The organism is Chromobacterium sp. CV08 (assembly GCF_051129845.1).
In the GTDB taxonomy this organism is placed as follows: Bacteria; Pseudomonadota; Gammaproteobacteria; order Burkholderiales; family Chromobacteriaceae; genus Chromobacterium.
Map to the genome: position 1 here is coordinate 1,772,389 of NZ_CP150453.1, position 17,221 is coordinate 1,789,609.

General features: G+C 68.9%; 16 protein-coding genes and 1 riboswitch. Of the genes, 9 read left to right on the top strand and 7 right to left on the bottom strand.

Features of this window, described 5'->3' with window-relative positions; translation table 11 throughout:
- The first annotated feature begins 37 nt into the window (after positions 1-37).
- Both WNM05_RS08545 and WNM05_RS08550 read left to right on the top strand, forming a co-directional pair.
- Positions 38-826 carry a substrate-binding periplasmic protein gene (locus WNM05_RS08545; RefSeq protein WP_434634153.1) on the top strand — a complete coding sequence of 263 codons (789 nt, stop codon included), beginning with the start codon at positions 38-40 and terminating at the stop codon, positions 824-826.
- Between the two features lie 184 nt (positions 827-1,010).
- On the top strand, positions 1,011-1,799 hold the full coding sequence (locus WNM05_RS08550) for a substrate-binding periplasmic protein (RefSeq protein ID WP_434634155.1): 789 nt from the start codon (positions 1,011-1,013) through the stop codon (positions 1,797-1,799).
- Between the two features lie 9 nt (positions 1,800-1,808).
- Here WNM05_RS08550 and WNM05_RS08555 read toward each other — a convergent pair whose 3' ends face one another.
- Together WNM05_RS08555 and WNM05_RS08560 are read right to left on the bottom strand one after the other, a co-directional pair.
- Positions 1,809-2,987: a DUF1501 domain-containing protein gene (locus WNM05_RS08555; RefSeq protein ID WP_434634156.1), complete on the bottom strand. Its 1,179-nt coding sequence runs from the start codon at positions 2,985-2,987 to the stop codon at positions 1,809-1,811.
- A gap of 10 nt (positions 2,988-2,997) precedes the next feature.
- On the bottom strand, positions 2,998-4,443 hold the full coding sequence (locus WNM05_RS08560; RefSeq protein WP_434634157.1) for a DUF1800 domain-containing protein: 1,446 nt from the start codon (positions 4,441-4,443) through the stop codon (positions 2,998-3,000).
- 122 nt (positions 4,444-4,565) lie between these two features.
- Positions 4,566-4,660, top strand: a riboswitch (TPP riboswitch).
- 45 nt (positions 4,661-4,705) lie between these two features.
- On the opposite strand from WNM05_RS08560, the gene WNM05_RS08565 reads away from it, so the two are divergent.
- The 4 genes from WNM05_RS08565 to WNM05_RS08580 are packed head-to-tail and all read left to right on the top strand — an operon-like array spanning position 4,706 to position 8,801.
- The gene (locus tag WNM05_RS08565; protein WP_434634160.1) at positions 4,706-5,722 is read left to right on the top strand and encodes a thiamine ABC transporter substrate-binding protein; all 1,017 of its coding nucleotides are present in this window, start codon (positions 4,706-4,708) and stop codon (positions 5,720-5,722) included.
- A gap of 28 nt (positions 5,723-5,750) precedes the next feature.
- Entirely contained in the window at positions 5,751-6,305 is a 555-nt protein-coding gene (locus WNM05_RS08570) for a GNAT family N-acetyltransferase (protein ID WP_434634162.1), read from the top strand.
- Positions 6,302-7,867 (top strand): ABC transporter permease, encoded by a 1,566-nt coding sequence (locus tag WNM05_RS08575; RefSeq protein ID WP_434634163.1) that lies wholly within the window; start codon positions 6,302-6,304, stop codon positions 7,865-7,867. The genes WNM05_RS08570 and WNM05_RS08575 overlap by 4 nt, the downstream gene beginning before the upstream one ends.
- On the top strand, positions 7,842-8,801 hold the full coding sequence (locus WNM05_RS08580; RefSeq protein ID WP_434634164.1) for an ABC transporter ATP-binding protein: 960 nt from the start codon (positions 7,842-7,844) through the stop codon (positions 8,799-8,801). Before WNM05_RS08575 ends, WNM05_RS08580 begins: the two co-directional genes overlap by 26 nt.
- On the opposite strand, the gene WNM05_RS08585 is transcribed toward WNM05_RS08580, so the two are convergent.
- The gene (locus WNM05_RS08585; protein WP_434634166.1) at positions 8,791-9,336 is read right to left on the bottom strand and encodes a MarR family winged helix-turn-helix transcriptional regulator; all 546 of its coding nucleotides are present in this window, start codon (positions 9,334-9,336) and stop codon (positions 8,791-8,793) included. The genes WNM05_RS08580 and WNM05_RS08585 overlap by 11 nt on opposite strands.
- 149 nt (positions 9,337-9,485) lie before the next feature.
- Here WNM05_RS08585 and WNM05_RS08590 point away from each other — a divergent pair, with 149 nt between their 5' ends.
- Both WNM05_RS08590 and WNM05_RS08595 read left to right on the top strand, forming a co-directional pair.
- Positions 9,486-9,893, top strand: a complete 408-nt coding sequence (locus tag WNM05_RS08590; RefSeq protein ID WP_434634168.1) for a VOC family protein — start codon at positions 9,486-9,488, stop codon at positions 9,891-9,893.
- A 108-nt stretch (positions 9,894-10,001) separates the two neighbouring features.
- Positions 10,002-10,613: a hypothetical protein gene (locus WNM05_RS08595; protein WP_434634169.1), complete on the top strand. Its 612-nt coding sequence runs from the start codon at positions 10,002-10,004 to the stop codon at positions 10,611-10,613.
- Here WNM05_RS08595 and WNM05_RS08600 read toward each other — a convergent pair.
- Together WNM05_RS08600 and WNM05_RS08605 are read right to left on the bottom strand one after the other, a co-directional pair.
- Positions 10,586-11,083 carry a GNAT family N-acetyltransferase gene (locus tag WNM05_RS08600; protein ID WP_434634170.1) on the bottom strand — a complete coding sequence of 166 codons (498 nt, stop codon included), beginning with the start codon at positions 11,081-11,083 and terminating at the stop codon, positions 10,586-10,588. The genes WNM05_RS08595 and WNM05_RS08600 overlap by 28 nt on opposite strands.
- 91 nt (positions 11,084-11,174) lie before the next feature.
- The gene (locus tag WNM05_RS08605) at positions 11,175-12,044 is read right to left on the bottom strand and encodes a serine hydrolase (protein WP_434634171.1); all 870 of its coding nucleotides are present in this window, start codon (positions 12,042-12,044) and stop codon (positions 11,175-11,177) included.
- A gap of 283 nt (positions 12,045-12,327) precedes the next feature.
- Between WNM05_RS08605 and uvrB the strand changes: the two genes are divergently transcribed.
- Positions 12,328-14,340, top strand: coding sequence for an excinuclease ABC subunit UvrB (uvrB, locus tag WNM05_RS08610; protein ID WP_434634172.1), 2,013 nt, complete (start codon positions 12,328-12,330; stop codon positions 14,338-14,340).
- A 68-nt stretch (positions 14,341-14,408) separates the two neighbouring features.
- Here uvrB and WNM05_RS08615 read toward each other — a convergent pair whose 3' ends face one another.
- Positions 14,409-15,980 (bottom strand): hypothetical protein, encoded by a 1,572-nt coding sequence (locus WNM05_RS08615; protein WP_434634173.1) that lies wholly within the window; start codon positions 15,978-15,980, stop codon positions 14,409-14,411.
- Between the two features lie 196 nt (positions 15,981-16,176).
- Positions 16,177-17,148 carry a bile acid:sodium symporter family protein gene (locus tag WNM05_RS08620; RefSeq protein ID WP_434634174.1) on the bottom strand — a complete coding sequence of 324 codons (972 nt, stop codon included), beginning with the start codon at positions 17,146-17,148 and terminating at the stop codon, positions 16,177-16,179.
- Positions 17,149-17,221 lie beyond the last annotated feature (73 nt).

Sequence of the window (17,221 nt, forward strand, 5' to 3'; positions counted from 1 at the left end):
GGAGCGCGCTTGCGCTTGCCGAGGGAGGGAGAGGACGGTGCGGTTCATCGGGTATTTCGTTTCCCTGGCCTGCTGGGCTTTGCCGGCGATGGCGGGCGGCCTGTGCGGCAAGACTATCCAGGTGGGCTGGGAGGAGCGGCCGCCGTATCATTACCAGGGACGGGATGGCCGGCCCGCGGGCTACTCGGTGGCGCTGCTGGACCAGGCGGCCGCGCGCATAGGCTGTCGCCTTGCGTATCGCCAGATGCCCTGGTCGCGCACGCTGCAGGAACTGCGGCTGGGCAAGGTCGATGTCGCGATGCAGGCGCTGAAGACGCCGGAGCGGGAGGCGTACGCCTGTTTCGTGCCGGGCTACAGCTCCTCGCTGGTGCGGCTGTGGGTGCGCGGCGACCGCGCGGCGCAATGGCCGGTTTCCCGGCTGCAGGACCTGGGCGGGCTGGGCACGGTCAGGCTGGGCGTGACGCATGGCGACAGTTACGGCGACATATTGGACAGTTGGCTGAAAGCGCCTCCCGGCACGGTGAAGCTGGATGTCGGGGAAACGCTGGCCGGCAGTTTGCGCAAGCTGCAACTGGGGCGGATAGATCTGCTGCTGGCCAGCATGGACACGCTGCCGAATGAACTGGCCCGTCTGCCGCAACAGCCGTCGATCGTGGCCTTGCAGCCGGCATGGCGAGCGGGCGGGGCTTTTTACGTTTTCAGCAAGCGCAGCGTGTCCCCCGGCTTGTGCCGGGCTTTCGCCGGCGCGCTGAGCGAGATGAAACGCGACGGCGTGGTGGACCGGCTCTACCGCAGCCGCTTCAATATCGCGTATCCCGATCCCTGAGTCTCAGAGCCTGTTCACGATTTTTGTACGGCATCGGTCGTTTTCCGCCGGGCTCCGGGGGGAGGTCATTGCCGCCGGTCGTTCATCGGGCGCGTCTTGGGTCGGGATGGGGCCCGCATCGGCGGCGGAAGGCCATCCTGCATTTCAGGGGCGCGCGCTTGCGCTTGCTGTCGGGGAGGAAAGAGTGAGGGAGATCGGTCTTGGCGTCTGGCTGGTGTTCTGGAGCTTGCCGGCCATTGCCGCGGGAATCTGCGACAGGCCGCTCAGCGTCGGCTGGGACGAGTGGCCGCCGTTCCACTACCAGGGGCGCGACGGCGAACCCGACGGCTACGCGGTGCAGCTGTTCAAGCTGGCGGCGGACAAGCTGGGCTGCCGGCTGGTCTATCGGCTGATGCCGTGGCCGCGCACCTTGCAGCAATTGAGGCTGGGCCAGGTGGACGCGGCGATGCAGGCGCTGAGGACGCCGGAGCGCGAGGCCTACGCCTGCTTCGCGCCCGGCTACAGTCCGACGATAGTCAGGCTGTGGGCGCGGCGGGACCGGGGCGCGAAATGGACGATACGCGATATCGCCGACCTGGGTCGGCAGGGCCCGCTGCATCTGGGCGTGACCCGCGGCGACAGCTATGGCGCCGAAGTCGACCGCTGGCTGCAGGCGCCGCCGCCCAATGTCCGGATCGATGTCGGCGAAACGCTGGCGGTCAGCATGCGCAAGCTGCAGCTGGGACGGATAGACCTGTTGCTGGCGACGATGTCGACGGCGTCGCGCGAACTGGCGCGGCTGCCGCCTCAGCCGGCCATCGCGCCGCTGGCGCCGACCTGGCGCGCCGGAGAGGGGTATTACGCGTTCAGCCGAAACAGCGTGCCGGAGCCGCTGTGCCAGGCCTTCGCGCGTACCTTGCAGGCGCTGCGGCAGGACGGCACGGTGGAGCGTCTGTACCGCAGCCAGTTCGGCGAGCCGTATCCGGCGCCGTGAGCCGGCGGTTCAGGCGCGCAGCAGCGGCAGCGGCGCGAAACGGCCGCCCAGCACATTGCGGCTGTCCTTGCCCCACCAGCCGTCTATCGCCGTCGCGTACAGCTGGCGGAAGTCTATCGCGTGCGGGAGATTGCCGTCGCTGACGCCGGCCAGCTGCGGCGTCTTGCCGTAAAGGCCGCCGTTGACGCGGCCGCCGAGCGCGAAGTGGACGCTGGCGGTGCCGTGGTCGGTGCCGCGGTTGCCGTTCTCGCGCGGCCGCCGGCCGAATTCGGCATAGCTGAGCACCAGCGTGTCGTCCCAGCGGCCCAGCCGGGTCATCTCGGCCCGGAGCTGGGCCAGGCCATCGGCCAGCTCGGCCAGCAGGCGGCCCTGCACCGGCTGCTGGTTGCCGTGGGTGTCGAAGCCGGTCAGCGTGATGCGGGCGACGGCGATGTCGACGCCGCGGGCCACGGTGTCGGTCAGCGTGCGCACCGCGACGCCGAAGCCGCCGTTGGGCCTGGGGCCGGCCGTCGGCGCCTCGCTGGGCGCGGTGCGCGGCAGCGGCGCCAGGCTGGCGGCGGCCTGGCGGATGTCGCCTTCCACTTTCAGGATATGCTCCAGCGCCGAGCCGGCCCGGCCGGGCTGCTGGTCGGCCACCAGCTTGGCCTGGCGGGCGAAGTCCTGCGGATTGCTGAGCACCACCGCGCGCGCGCCGCCGTCCAGCGGCCCCAGCACCTGGCTGGACAGCACGACGCCGTCGGCGGCGAAGTGCTTCGGCGTCGGCTGTTCGCGGAACAGCCGCGTCAGCCAGCCCTCGGTCAGGAACTGCTGGCTGGCCGAGGCGGTGTCCCAGATCTCGATCGAGCGGAAGTGCGACAGATTCGGCTCCGGATAGCCGACGCCCTGCAGCAGCGCCAGCTGGCGGTCCTGCCACAGCGGCATCAGCGGCGCCAGCGACGGGTGCAGGCCGATCTCGCCGTTCAGTTGCAGCACCTGCTCGCGGGCGATGGCGATGCCGGGGCGCAGCCGGTAGTAGTCGGCGCTGGCGTAGGGCACGGCGGTGTTCAGCCCGTCGTTGCCGCCCTTCAGCTCCACCAGCACCAAGAGGCGCTTGTAGCCGGCTGGGGCCAGCGCCCAGCTGAGATTGGGCAGCACCGACATCATCAGGCCGGCGCCGGCCGCTTTCAGAAATTCGCGTCGTTGGAACATGGCGGGCTCCTCATTCGACCTGGTAGGCCGGGTCCAGCAGCAATTGGGCGACGGCCCTGGCGCCGCTGGCGCCGGCCGGCAGCGGATTGGCCGGCGGCACCGCCAGCAGCAGGCGGGCGGCGTCGGCGCCGCTTTTGACGCCGTAGATCGCGGCCCACTCGTCCGGCTGAAGCTTCATCGAGTTCAGGCCCTTGCTGACGAAGCGGCGGATCCGCGCCTCGCGGCCGGCCATCTCGTTCAGGCTGCCGTCGGCCTGGACGTAGGCGTCGCGCGCCGGCGCCGCGTCGCGGGCGATGCGGTCCAGGAACTGCTTGCGGCTCAGCAGCGTGGCGCTGTTGATCCAGGCCTCGCCGCCGGGCCAGCCCTTGACGTTGGGCGGCGCGAACACGTCCTGGCCCAGCTGGCGGTTCAGACCGGCGATGACGCGCCAGTCCGGCGGATTGAGATCGAAGGTCACCAGCGTGCCGACGGTCAGCTCCACCGGCGACTTCACCAGCAGGCCCTGGCTGCGCCAGAACTGCGGCGTCAGCAGCATGGCCCGCATCAGGGGTTTCAGCTGGTAGTGGCCGCGGCGGAAGTCGGCGGCCAGCTTGTTCACCGTCGCGGCGTCCGGCGTCGGCGACACGAAGTTGCGCCACAGCTTGTTGGCGACGAAGACGGCGGTGCCGGGCTGCTGCAGCAGCAGCTCGATCACGTCGTCGCCGTCGAAATTGCCGCGCTGGCCGAAGATGAGCTTTTCGCCGGTGTCGCGCAGCCGCGGGCGGACGATGAACTGGTCGTCGCGGTCCAGGCCCCAGCCGGTGAAGGCGCGCGCCGCCTCGCGGATGTCCTGCTCGCTGTAATGGCCTTCGCCCAGCGTGAACAGCTCCATCACCTCGCGGGCGAAGTTCTCGTTGGGCTGTTCCTTGCGGTTGTTGGCGGTGTCCAGGTAGCGCATCATCGCCGGGTCGCGCGCCACCGCGTGCAGCAACTGGCCGAAGTCGCCGAGCGCGTAGTGCCGCAGCAGCAGGTTCTGCTGGTACATCATCTGCGGCGAGCGCACCTTGTCCAGCGCCGACACGAAATGGTTGTGCCAGAACAGCGTCATCTTCTCGGTCAGCGGCGACGGCGTGTCGCGCATCTCGGTCAGCCACCAGCTGCGCAGCTCGACGGCGTGCTGGTTGCGCTCCTGCTGCAGCGCCTTCTTCTGTTCCTCGGAGAGGCCCGGCTGTCCGGGACGTTCGAACGGCTCATTGGCCCAGCCGGGCGGCGCGGTGACCGGCTGGCTGCGGACGCCGGCCAGGATCTTGTCGACGGCGGCTTCGCGGCTCAGCGGCGCCAGCGCGGCGATCTGCGCCGGATTGGCGCCGAAGCCGGTGCGCAGCAGCAGGTGGCGGGCGCCGTCGACGCCGATGTCGGCCAGCGCCGTCAAAGGCAGGCCGAGCAGGGCGGAGGCGAGCACTATGGTTTTGATCATCCAGATTCACCACGGCATGCGGAATGACTATTCGACCGTCAGCATAGCCGTCGGTTTTCGCTGCGGTATTAAGCGAGGGGGTCAGAGTGTTAAGTTGTTTGCTCATCTGGGCTATACTGGCGCCCTGTCACCGGGGGTGCCCGCAACGCGGGCTGAGAGACACCCTGAGAACCTGATCTGGGTCATGCCAGCGGAGGGAGCGTGATGCGCGGGCGCCGTCCCGCCGGCCCGCTTGCTCCGTCGTCCACGCACGGAGAGTTTGATGAAGTTCATTCCCACGCTTGTCGCCGCCGCCCTGGGCCTGTCCGGCCTGTCCGTCCACGCCGCCGAACTGCGCGTGCTGGCGCACAGCTCGTTCAGCGTCGACAAGCCGCTGCTCGCCGCCTTCGAGAAGGAGACCGGCGCCAAGGTGTCCATCATCAAGGCCGGCGACGCCGGCGAGATGGTCAACAAGTTGATCCTGACCAAGTCCAATCCGATCGCCGACGTGGTGTTCGGCCTGGACAACAGCCTGATGGGCAAGGCCGAGCAGGCCGGCGCGCTGGCGCCGCTGCCGGCGGAGTTGGCGAAGGGCGGCAAGGTGAGCCTGCCGGGCGCCGCCGCCGTCGACTACGGCTATGTGACGCTGAACTACGACAAGGCCTGGTTCGCCAAGAACAAGCTGCCGCTGCCGAAGAGCCTGAACGATCTGGCGCTGCCGGCCTACAAGAATCTGCTGGCGGTCGAGAATCCTGCCACCTCCAGCCCCGGCCTGGCTTTCCTGGCCGCGACCATACACGCCTTGGGCGAGGACAAGGCCTTCGCGTTGTGGGGCAGGCTGCGCGACAACGGCGTCAAGGTCAGCAAGGGCTGGACCGAGGCCTATTACACCGATTTCTCCAAGAACGGCGGCGGGCGGCCCATCGTGGTCAGCTACGCCACCAGCCCGGCGGCCGAGGTGTTCTACAGCAAGGAAAAACTGAACGAAGCGCCGACCGGCAATCTGCTGTTGCCGGGTACGGTGTTCCGCCAGGTCGAGGGCGCGGCGCTGGTCAACGGCGGCAAGGAGGCCAAGCTGGCCGAGCGCTTCATCGCCTTCCTGCGCTCGGACACGGTACAGAAGGACATCCCGACGCGGATGTGGATGTATCCGGTGTCGGAGCGCGTCGCGCTGGACCCGGTGTTCAGGCACGCGCCGCAGCCGTCGGCGCACGACACGCCGGACAACGCGACGCTGGCCGCCAAGCAGCGCGGCTGGATTGCCCGCTGGACGCGGGTGGTGCTGAAATCGGGCGTCTGAGCCGCTGTCCCATCATCGCGGAGCCTCAATGAAGATAAACGACATCGTCAGTTCCCGGCTGATCCTGCGCCATCTGGACGCCGATTGCCTGCGGGCCTGCCTGAGCGGCGACGCAGTCGCCGCCGCCGAGCGCCTGGGCGCCCGGCCGGCCGAAAGCTGGCTGGAGGAGGCGGCGCTGATGGAAGTCCGCCTCGCCGACATGGCCGAAGAGCCGCGCTACGCGCCGTGGTCGGTGCGGGCGCTGCTGCGTCGCGACGATCTGGCCATGGTCGGCCACATCAACTTCCACACCTTGCCCGGCCACCCGTATCTGAACGGCTACGGCGACGTCGAGCTCGGCTATACGGTCTACCCGGCCTTCCGCCGCCTGGGCTACGCCCGCGAGGCGCTGCTGGCGATGGCCGGCTGGGCGGCGGCGCAGGGCGGCGTGTCGCGGCTGGTCCTGTCCATCGCGCCGGACAATCTGCCGTCGCAGGCGCTGGCCGCGCAGCTGGGTTTCGCCAAGGCGGGCCAGGTGCGCGACGACGACGGCTGCGAGGATGTGCTGACGGCCGACTGGCCGTTGCCGGGAGCCGCTGTTTGAGGCAGTCCGCCGTTCCCCGGGCCATGCTGGCCGGACTGCCTTTGTCGTTCCTGCTGGCGCTGGCCGTCGCGCCGCTGCTCCGGCTGCTGGCCGAGGGCGGCCTGCAGTTCAGTTCCGGCCTGCTGGCCGATCCCTATCTGCGCTGGCGCCTGCTGTGGTCGCTGGGCCAGGCCGCGGCCAGCTGCCTGGCCTGCCTGGCGCTGGGCGTACCGCTGGCCTGGCTGCTGGCGCGCTACCGTTTTCCCGGCCGCGCGGCGCTGCTGCGCCTGCTGTTGCTGCCCTTCGTGATGCCGACGCTGGTGGCGGCGATGGGCGTGCTGGCGCTGTTCGGTCCGCAGGGCCTGCTGGGCGTCGATCTGCAGGATACGCCGTGGCTGCTGCTGTACGGCAATCTGTTCTTCAATCTGCCGCTGGTGGTGCGCGCCGGCTGCGACGGCTTCGCCCAGGTGCCGGCCAGCCGGCTGGCCGCCGCGCGCACGCTGGGGGCGTCGCCGTGGCGGGCGTTCTGGCGGGTCGAGTGGCCGGCGGCGCTGCCGTGGCTGCTGTCCAGCCTGTGCCTGGTCTTCCTGTACTGCTTCTCCGGCTTCGGCCTGGCGCTGATCCTCGGCGGCCAGCGCTACGCGACCTTGGAAGTGGAGATCTACACGCTGGTCGCCTACGAGTTGAACCTGGCCGACGCCGGCGCGCTGGCGCTGCTGGTGTTGGCGGTCTGCGGCGGCATCGCCGCGTGCTACGCCTGGCTGGCGCGGCGGCTGGCGACGGCGGCCAAGGTCGAGCCGCTGCCGCGGCGGCCGGTGCGGAGTCCGGCTGAGAGGCTGGCGCTGTTCGCCGCGCTGGCCGCGCTGCTGCTGTTCGCCGGCCTGCCGTTGCTGGCGGTGTTGTGGCGCGGCCTGACGGCGACGTCCAGCTGGCTGGCGCTATGGGACGACGAGGTCCGGCTGGCGCTGTGGAACAGCGCCCGCTTCACCGGCCTGACCGTGCTGGCGGCCGGCGCGCTGGGCCTGGCCCACGCGCTGGCCTGCGGCCGCAGCCTGGCCTTGCGCGCCGCGATCTTCCTGCCTTTCGTCGCCTCGCCGGTGTGCGTGGCCTTCGGCCTGCTGCTGCTGTATCCGCAATGGAGCGCGGCGCTGGCCCTGCTGCTGGCGGCCTACGCGCTCTTGGCCTATCCCTTCGTCGCCAAGGCGCTGCTGACGGCGCTGGACGGCCAGCCGCCGCACTGGGGCGATGCCGCGCGCAGCCTGGGCGCCAACCGCTGGCGGGTGTTCCGCCGCGTGCAATGGCCGCTGCTGCGGCCGGCCCTGCGGCGCGGCCTGGCCTTCGCCGCCGCCACGGCAGTCGGCGAGTTCGCCGTCACGCTGTTCCTGTCGCGGCCGGAATGGCTGACGCTGACCACGCTGATCTACCAGCGGCTGGGACGGCCAGGCGCCGCCAACGCCGACGCGGCGATGCAGCTCGCCTGTCTGCTGATGCTGCTGGCGCTGGCCGCGTTCCGGATCATAGAAACCGCCGGCGGCGCCGGCAACGGGGAGGACGGCGGTGCTGACGCTGCAAAACCTGAATAAGCGCTTCGGCGCGCGCGTGGTGGCCGACGGCGTTTCGCTGACGGTGGCCGCCGGCGAGACGCTGGCGCTGCTGGGGCCGTCCGGCTGCGGCAAGAGCACGCTTCTGAAGATGATAGCCGGGCTGGAGCGGCCCGATGCCGGCGAGTTGGCCTTCGACGGCGAGGATCTGGCGCGCGTGCCGCCGGAACGGCGCGGCTTCGCGCTGATGTTCCAGGATTTCGCGCTGTTCCCGCATCTGGACGCGCTGGGCAATGTGATGTTCGGCCTGATCGAGCAGGGCGTGGCCCGGCGCGACGCCGCCGTCCAGGCGCGGACGATGCTGGCGCGGGTGGGACTGGCCGAGCACGGCGGCCGCAAGGTGTGGACGCTGTCCGGCGGCGAGCAGCAACGGGTCGCGCTGGCGCGCGCGCTGGCGACGCGGCCGCGGCTCCTGCTGCTGGACGAGCCGTTCTCCAGTCTGGACGCCGACCTGCGCCGCCAGCTGCAGCGCGAGTTCCGCGCCTTGCTGCGCGCGGCGGGCGTGCCGGCCATCATCGTCACCCACGATCGCGACGAGGCCTTCGCGCTGGCCGACAAGGTGGCGGTGCTGAAGGACGGCCGGCTGTTGCAATGCGCGACGCCGGAGGACATGCTGGCCGCGCCGGCCGACGGCTGGCTGGCGCGCTTCATCGGCTACGACAATGTGTGGGACGGCGCCGTCGTGCCGCCGCAGGCGCTGCTGTTGGGGCCCGATCAACCGCCGGCGCGCATCGTCGAGCTGGCACGGCTGGCCGACGGCGTCAGGCTGAGGGTGGAGGCGCTGGCCGGCGCCTTGACGCTGACCTTGTCGGCGCGCGAGGCGGCGGCGCAGGGCGATGGCCTGCGCGTAGGCGGCGAGATAGGCGTCGGCGTCGATGCGGCGCGACTGCTGCCGCTGGGCGGCGTCAGGGCTTGACCCGGTTCCAGACTTTGCCGAGCAGGCGCAGCAGCTGGCGCCGCTCCTCGAGGTCCAGGCCGTCGCTCAATTCGGCGCAGGCGCGCCAGAAGCCGGGCAGGGTGTCGGCCAGCAGGCCGCGCGCCTGATCGGTCATCCGCAGCCTCAGGCTGCGCCGGTCCGTCGGATGCGGCAAGCGGGCGATCAGGCCGCGCTTCTCCAGCCAGTCGAGCAGGCCGGTCGCGGACGCGCGGGTGATGCCGAAATAATCGGCGATGCTGGACGGCGTCGGCGCTTCCTCGCCCAGCAGGCCATCCTCGAACAGGCGGAACTGCAGCAAGACCTGCAATTTGTTTTCCGACAGGCCGGAGCCGGCCAGCTTCCCGTTCAGCCGCTGCAGCACGTCGTCGCCGAGCCAGAGCAGCAGCAGGCCGGCGGCCGCGGCGTCTGCCGGGGTGTCCGGCGCCGCGGTGGCCGCCAGCAGGCGCAGGTGCGGGGCCATCAGGCGGCCGGCGTCGGTGTCGGCGAAGGAGGTCGGATCGGCTGGGGTCGGCATGATGGCGGCGATGAGGAGAAGACTGGATAGCCGGGGATGCTAGCGGAAAAGCGGTGGCGCGCCAATTTGATTCGTCGACCATTTTGTTAGCTTGACTAATTATATGTTTGGCGTATTATTTGAACGGCTTATTGGAAAAGGAGAAGCCAATGTCGATTCAAGTAAGGGAGTTGCACCATGTCGGTTTCAGCGTGCCCAAGCAACTGGTGGGGCCCATGCATGATTTCTACCGGCAGGTATTCGGCCTGCCGGCCGATCCGGGACGCTGGCACATTCCGGGCGTGCCCGGCTATTTTCTGGAGATGCCGGACGCCACCCAGTTGCACATCATGGGCAATGACGGCGTGTCGCCGTACGCGCAGGGCGAGGGCAGGGACCCGGTCTGCAACCACCTGGCGCTGACGGTGGCCAGCCTGGAGCAGGCGGCCGAAGAGCTGAGGCGTCGGGGGATAGACTTCTTCGGCCAGCGCAACGTCGCCGCGGCCGAACTGAGCCAGCTCTTCGTCCGCGACCCCGCCGGCAATCTGCTGGAGCTGAGGCAGCGGCAGGACGATTGAGGCGCGCTTGGGCGGCGCGACGGGCGCCGCCTGTCTGGTCGGCCAGCATGGGGCGGCGGCCGGCTGGCGTATGGTGGACGCTCTTCATCCGATCAAGGAGGGCAGGCCATGGCGGACGTGCTGAGGTATGGGGACACCATCCGGCTGATCAACGGCTATGCCAATTTCAACGGCGGCTATCTCGATGGCTGCGAGCGCCGGGAGCTGCCTCCCGACGCCAGGCTGGGCGTGCAGACGGCGGTCTCGCCGAACCGCGACAACGGCTCCGGCAGCTGGCGCGTCGAATCGGCCGGCGGCAAGCCGACGGGCGCAGAAGTGCTCAGCTGCGACCCGGTCCATCTGTTCAATCTGCATCGGGACGACGGCGGCTACCTGGCGGTTTTCGGCCAGGCCGCGCCGCCGGAACTCTACCTGGTCGGCACCACGCCGCAGGTCGGCGGCCCGCTGGGCGAGCCGCAGACCTGGCATCTGTTCGCCGACGCCGCGGTGGAGGACGACGGCAAGATACGGATAGGAGAGGCGGTCAGGCTGCTGAACGGCAGGAACCACGGCCAGGGAGGCTTTCTGGACAGCTGCGGCAGCCGGAGCCGGCCGGGCTCGCTGTACGGCGTCTATACCTCGCGGCTGTCGGACCGCGGCGTCAGGCTGGGCGCGCACCATTGCACCGGCTTGTGGCGCATTGTCAGGGCCGGTCAGCCGGTCCCCTGCGCCTCGCCGTAGGCGAAGTCGCGCAGCGCCTGGCCGGCCAGGCGGTAGCGCACCCATTCCGACTGCGGGGCCGCGCCTATCGCTTGATAGAAATCTATCGCCGGCTGGTTCCAGTCCAGCACGCTCCATTCGAAGCGGCCGCAGTCCTGTTCGCAGGCCAGTCGTGCCAGGTGGCGCAGCAGCGCCTTGCCCGCGCCGGACCCGCGCATTTCCGGCGTGACGTACAGGTCTTCCAGATACAGGCCGTTCTTGCCCAGCCAGGTGGAGTAGCTGAAGAAATACACGGCGAAGCCGGCCAGCTCGCCGTCGACGCGGCACAGCAGCGCCCGCGCGGCGGCGTCGGGGCCGAACAGCGTGGCCTCGATGTCGGCGACGCCGGCCTTCACCTCGTGTTCGGCGCGCTCGTAGACGGCCAGTTCGGTGATGAAGCGGTGGATGTCGGCCGCGTCCTGCGGCTGGGCGGGGGTGATGCGGATGTTCAAGAGCGGCTCCGGCAATCAGATGGCGGACCAGTATCGCATGAAAAAGCCGCCCGTCCGATGCGGAGGGCGGCTTGATGGTCCGGCGTAGGGATCAGCCGGCCAGCCAGCTGCCCGGGTGGGCCTCCAGCCAGGTCCGGATGTTCTTGGCGTCGTTGACGCGGGCGGAACTGGCGCCGGCGTCCAGCAGCACGATGACCAGCGGCTGCGAGCCGACGACGGCCTGCAGCACCATGCAGCGGCCGGCCTCCTGGATGTAGCCGGTCTTCTGCACCGCGATGTCCCAGTCGCCCTCGCGCACCAGCGCGTTGCTGTTCTTGTACTGCAGCACGCGGTTGCGCGCCGACAGGATCTGGTGACGCTCGGTGGTGGTGAATTCGCGGATCAGCGGATACTGCTGCGCGGCGCGCACCATCTTGGCCAGATCGGAGGCGGTCGAGGTATTGCGCACGTCCAGGCCGGTCGGGTCGTGGAACACCGTTTCGACCATGCCCAGGCTGCGGGCCTTCATATTCATGCGTTCGACGAAGGCCGGGGTGCCGCCGGGATAGGTGGTGCGCGCCAGCGTCGCGGCGGCGCGGTTTTCCGACGACATCAGCGCCAGCAGCAGCATCTCCTGCCGGCTGAGCGTGGTGCCGACCGCCAGCCGGGAGGTGGTGTGCTTCAGCCGGTCGATCTCGGCGTCCGACACCGTGACCAGCTGGTCGAGCGACACGCCTGAATCGAGCAGCACCATCGCCGTCATCAGCTTGCTGATCGACGCGATCGGCATGCGCTGGTGGGAGTTCTTTTCGTACAGGGTTTCGCCGGTGACGCTGTTGAGCACCAGCACCGAGTGGGAATTGAGCCTGGGGACGGTGTAGCCGGACATTTCGCTGGCCACCATCACGCCCTTCGGCGAAGCCGCCAGCACCGGCATGGCCAGGGCCGCCGATACCAGCAGGCTTGCGATTTTCTTGATCATGCGTCACTCCATCATGTGCGCTTATTTGGAGGAATGCGGACGCCATTCCGTGGGCATTTGTCGCTAAATTCCGACAAGATGTCGGCATCATTCGCAGCATCTGCTATTGGCGCCCTGTTTGCATTTTAAACAATGTTCCGCGTCTGTATAGTGCAAAAAAAGGGGCGCCGGGACTTGTCTTCGGCCCCGGCCGGCGGGGCTCGCGGCCGCGCTCGTCGACAGGGGGTGAGATTGGCGGCGGACAGGCGTAAAATCGGCGGTTTCGCCACCTCGATCGCCCGCCATGCTGCTGACCTTCCCCGACAGCCCGTTCCAGCTGAACCAGCCCTTCCCGCCGGCCGGCGACCAGCCGTCCGCCATCGAAAAACTGGTGGAGGGCCTGTCCGACGGCCTGTCCTACCAGACGCTGCTGGGCGTCACCGGCTCCGGCAAGACCTACACGATGGCCAACGTCATCGCCCGCACCGGCAGGCCGGCCATCATCATGGCGCACAACAAGACGCTGGCCGCGCAGCTGTACAGCGAGATGCGCGAGTTCTTCCCGCACAACGCGGTCGAGTACTTCGTCTCCTACTACGACTACTATCAGCCGGAAGCCTACGTGCCCAGCCGCGATCTGTTCATCGAGAAGGACTCCAGCATCAACGAGCACATCGAGCAGATGCGCTTGTCGGCGACCAAATCGATACTGGAGCGGCCGGACTGCATCATCGTGGCGACGGTGTCGGCGATCTACGGTATCGGCGATCCGTCCGATTACCACCAGATGATCCTGCATCTGAAGGAGGGCGAGCGCACGCCGCAGCGCGACATCATCAGCCGGCTGACGACGATGCAGTACAGCCGCAACGACCTGGACTTCGGCCGCGGCACCTTCCGCGTCCGCGGCGACGTGATCGACATCTATCCGGCGGAAAGCAGCGACACCGCCTTGCGCGTCAGCCTGTTCGACGACGAAGTTGAAACGCTGACGCTGTTCGATCCGTTGACCGGCGCCACCAAGCAACGCGTCGGCCGCTACACCGTTTTCCCTTCCAGCCACTACGTGACGCCGCGCGACACCGTGGTCCGCGCCTGCGAGCAGATCAAGGACGAGCTGCGCCACCGCATCGAGTGGTATCAGAAGGAGGGCAAGCTGGTCGAGGCGCAGCGCATCGAGCAGCGCACGCGCTTCGACCTGGAAATGTTGTACGAGATGGGCTTCTGCAAGGGCATCGAAAACTACTCTCGCCACTTCTCCGGCCGAGGTCCCGGCGATCCGCCGCCGACCTTGATCGACTACCTGCCGAAGAACGCGCTGATGTTCATAGACGAGAGCCACGTCACCGTGCCGCAGGTCGGCGCGATGTACAAGGGCGACGCGGCGCGCAAGGCCAATCTGGTCGAGTACGGCTTCCGGCTGCCGTCGGCCGCCGACAACCGGCCGCTGAAATTCCACGAGTTCGAGAAGCTGATGCCGCAGACCGTTTTCGTTTCGGCGACGCCTGCGGTGTACGAGAAGGAGCACGCCGGCCAGGTGGTCGAACAGGTGGTGCGGCCGACCGGCCTGGTCGATCCCGAGATCGAGATCCGTCCGGTGGCGACCCAGGTCGACGATCTGCTGTCCGAGATCCGCGACCGGATGGAGCGCGGCGAGCGGGTGCTGGTCACCACGCTGACCAAGCGGATGGCCGAGCAACTGGCCGACTACTACACCGAGCACGGCGTCAAGGTGCGCTATCTGCACAGCGATATCGACACCGTCGAACGGGTGGAGATCATCCGCGACCTGCGTCTGGGCATGTTCGACGTGCTGATAGGCATCAACCTGCTGCGCGAGGGCCTGGATATTCCGGAAGTCAGCCTGGTGGCGATACTGGACGCCGACAAGGAAGGCTTCCTGCGTTCCGAGCGCAGCCTGATCCAGACCATAGGCCGCGCCGCGCGGAACCTGAACGGCAAGGCGCTGCTGTACGCGGACCGGATCACCGACTCGATGAAGCGGGCGATGGACGAGACCGAGCGCCGCCGCGCCAAGCAGATCGCGTTCAACGCCGAGCACGGCATCACGCCGAAGGGCGTCGAGAAGAAGGTCAAGGACATCATAGACGGCGTCTACAGCGTCGAGGCCGAACGCAAGAAGCTGGTGGACCAGGCCAAGGTGGCGATGATGGACGAGAAGTCGCTGGCCAAGGAAATCAAGCGGCTGGAGAAGGAGATGCTGGAGGCGGCGCGCAACCTGGAGTTCGAGCGGGCGGCGAGCATACGCGACGAATTGAAGCAGTTGAAGGAAAAGGCCTGGCTAGGCGACTTGTGAGTCGGCGAGGCCATCGCCGCCGCCCACCCCGCGGCGGGGCCGCGGGGTTCGCCGGCCTCGGCGCCGGTTCAAGTCTCCAGCAATTCCTGCGGCAGCGCGGCCAGTTCGGCGCGGAAGAAGCTGCGCTCGTTGCGCCGCAGTTGCGGCAGCAATTGCATCAGCCGCGCGGCGCTGTCGCAGGCCTCGTGGCTGACGCCCTGTTCCCAGGTCTGGAACCATAGCGCCTCCAGCAGCAGATTGGCCAACTGCAGCGGCGTCAACGGCAGCCGGCCCTGATCGTGCTCCTCCAGCGTCAGCGCCGCCAGCAGCGCCCAGCCGCCATCGCCTTTGGCGGCGGCAAACGGCCGGGGGCTGAGCCGGAGGATACGCTCCAGCTGAGCCGGCGGCAGGGGCCGCTGGGCGCGGAAGCCGCGCAGCGTCGGATGGAGGGCGGGCGCGCAGTTCCCGCGGGCGATGCGCAGCAGGAACACGGTGTTCCAGGCCGAGCCGTTGCCGCCGCCGAAACGGTCGCAAATCCATTCGGACAGGCCCAGCCAGCGTATCGCCTGGCGCTGCATCGCCTCCGTCGCCTGCGCCCGTCCGCCGTCTATCAGCCGCTGTTGCCAGAACAGCCACAGGCACCAGCCGATATTGGCCGCCACATGCTGGGCAGAGTCTATCGAATCGGCCTCGTAGGCCGCTTCCAGCGCGCCTGCCAGCGCCTGCAGCGCCGCCTGCGCCCGCTGCGGGCTGCCGTCGCCGAGCGCGGCCTGCTTGTGCAGCAGCGCGCTCAGGTTCAGGCATTCGAAACGGACGCGGGGGTTGTAGCGGAACACCGGCTGCAGGTCGGGCGAGGCGCGCAGCTGGGCGAGGCAGGCTTCGGCGGCGGCCGCCTCGCCGCGGGCGTAGCAGTCCCAGGCTTCGGCGATTCGGGCCATCGCGGCAAAGGTCGGCTGGGCGCTGTCGAAGCGGCTGCCGGCCAGCGCCCGTCCCAGTTTTTTCAACGCCATCCGGCTGTCGTCCAGCTGGGCGCTGCGCCGCCAGGCCAGGCTTTCCTTCACCAGGGCCAGCGCGTGCTGGAAATCGTTGTGGGCGGCCTCGCTGGCGGCGTGGAAGGCCACCGCGGCCTGGCGCCCGGCCAGTCGGCCCCGGCCGTCGCGCTCGTCGCGCATCGCCTGGGTCAGCTGGCTCCAGTAGTCCAGGTCCTGCATCAACTCGTCCAGCGGGCTGCCGTCGGCGGCCAGCGCCTCCGGCCGCAGATCGAGAAACTGTTCCAGCTGGGCGCGTTCCGCCGGCCTGCCGTTGATCAGCAGGCTCAGCCGCTGGCGGCTGGCCATAGGCAGCCAGAACGGACCGCGGCTGCGTCCGGCCGGGTTCAGCAGCGCGACCGGCGTCGCCTGCGGCGCTCCCCAGCCGGCCTCGACGCCCCAGCGGGCGAAGTCGGCGAAGGCGCGCGAAACCAGCATACGTATCGCGTGGTTGCCGGGAAAGCGCAGGCGCAGCGCGGCGGCGGGCAGCGCGCCGTCCTCGTACAGGCTGGCGTAGTAAAGCCGGGCCAGCAGCCACAGCGACTGAAAGCGCGCGGGCGCGCCGTCGACGAGGTAGGGCGGGCTGAGTTCGAGGCAGACGGAACGGTGGGGCTGGCTCATCGATTTCGACATGACGGAAGTTGCGGAGCGGGACGCTTGCCGGCGAAGGCGCGTCCCCGGCGTTTCACGGGCGGTCCGCCGTGAGGCGGCCGGTGCTCGCCGTTTGAGCGGCGCGGGCGCGGCAAGTTCGCGGACGATGCGTTCGTCGGCTGTTTTCGTGAAGATTATCGATGACGGAGGACGCGGGGGCGCAACCGCCTGGCGCCGGTCAGGCTTGCGCCGGGCGCGGCCGGCTGCGGCGATAGCGTTGAGCCAGCATCGCGCACACCATCAACTGGATCTGATGGAACAGCATCAGCGGCAGCACGATGGCGCCGATCGCGTGGCCGGCGAACAGCACCTTGGCCATGGGCACGCCGCTGGCCAGGCTTTTCTTCGAGCCGCAGAACAATATGGTGATCCGGTCCTCGCGCGTGAAGCCAAGCTTGCGCCCTGCCAGCGAGGTCAGCGCCAGCAGCAGCGCCAGCAGGATGCCGTCGACCGCCAGCAGGCCGGCCAACGCCGCCGGCGGCGTCTGCCGCCACAGGCCGCTGATCACCGCCGCGCTGAAGGCGGTGTACACGACCATCAGGATGGATCCCTGATCGACGTATTTCAGCAAGCCCTTGTGTCTGTCCACCCAGCCGCCTATCCAGCGGCGGGCGATCTGGCCAGCCACGAAGGGCAGCAACAGCTGATAGACGATGTCCAGCGCCGAGCCCATCTGCTGGGCCGCGCTGCCATGGTCGATCACCAGCCAGCCGACCAGCAGCGGCGTGATGAAGATGCCCAGCAGATTCGAGGCGGTGGCGCTGCAGATGGCGGCCGGCACATTGCCCTGGGCCATCGAGGTGAAGGCGATCGACGACTGGACGGTGGACGGCAGCATGCACAGATACAGCACGCCCAGATACAGCTCCGGCGTCACCAGCGGCGTCAACGCCGGCCTGAGCAGCAGGCCCAGCAGCGGGAACAGGCCGAAGGTGCAGGCCAGCACCGTCAGATGCAGCCGCCAGTGGCCAATGCCGGCCAGCACGGCCTCGCGCGACAGTTTGGCGCCGTGCAGGAAGAACAGCAGGCCGATCGCCAGATTGGTGGCGAGGTTGAAAATCTGCGCGGCCTCGCCGGAGCAGGGCAGCAGGCTGGCCAGCGCGACGGTGGCGATCAGCGCGAGCGTGAACGAATCCAGCAGTTTGGGCATCGGCGGTCCGGTGGGGGGGTATCGATGCCGATATTGAAGCGCAGCTCAATTAAGAATACAAATGCATTTGTAT

Coding starts and splice junctions, on each gene's coding strand:
- WNM05_RS08555 (WP_434634156.1), bottom strand. CDS start 2,987: ATGTTCCAACGACGCGAATTTCTGAAAGCGGCCGGCGCCGGCCTGATG.
- WNM05_RS08560 (WP_434634157.1), bottom strand. CDS start 4,443: ATGATCAAAACCATAGTGCTCGCCTCCGCCCTGCTCGGCCTGCCTTTG.
- WNM05_RS08565 (WP_434634160.1), top strand. CDS start 4,706: ATGAAGTTCATTCCCACGCTTGTCGCCGCCGCCCTGGGCCTGTCCGGC.
- WNM05_RS08570 (WP_434634162.1), top strand. CDS start 5,751: ATGAAGATAAACGACATCGTCAGTTCCCGGCTGATCCTGCGCCATCTG.
- WNM05_RS08585 (WP_434634166.1), bottom strand. CDS start 9,336: ATGCCGACCCCAGCCGATCCGACCTCCTTCGCCGACACCGACGCCGGC.
- WNM05_RS08590 (WP_434634168.1), top strand. CDS start 9,486: ATGTCGATTCAAGTAAGGGAGTTGCACCATGTCGGTTTCAGCGTGCCC.
- WNM05_RS08595 (WP_434634169.1), top strand. CDS start 10,002: ATGGCGGACGTGCTGAGGTATGGGGACACCATCCGGCTGATCAACGGC.
- WNM05_RS08605 (WP_434634171.1), bottom strand. CDS start 12,044: ATGATCAAGAAAATCGCAAGCCTGCTGGTATCGGCGGCCCTGGCCATG.
- uvrB (WP_434634172.1), top strand. CDS start 12,328: ATGCTGCTGACCTTCCCCGACAGCCCGTTCCAGCTGAACCAGCCCTTC.
- WNM05_RS08615 (WP_434634173.1), bottom strand. CDS start 15,980: ATGTCGAAATCGATGAGCCAGCCCCACCGTTCCGTCTGCCTCGAACTC.
- WNM05_RS08620 (WP_434634174.1), bottom strand. CDS start 17,148: ATGCCCAAACTGCTGGATTCGTTCACGCTCGCGCTGATCGCCACCGTC.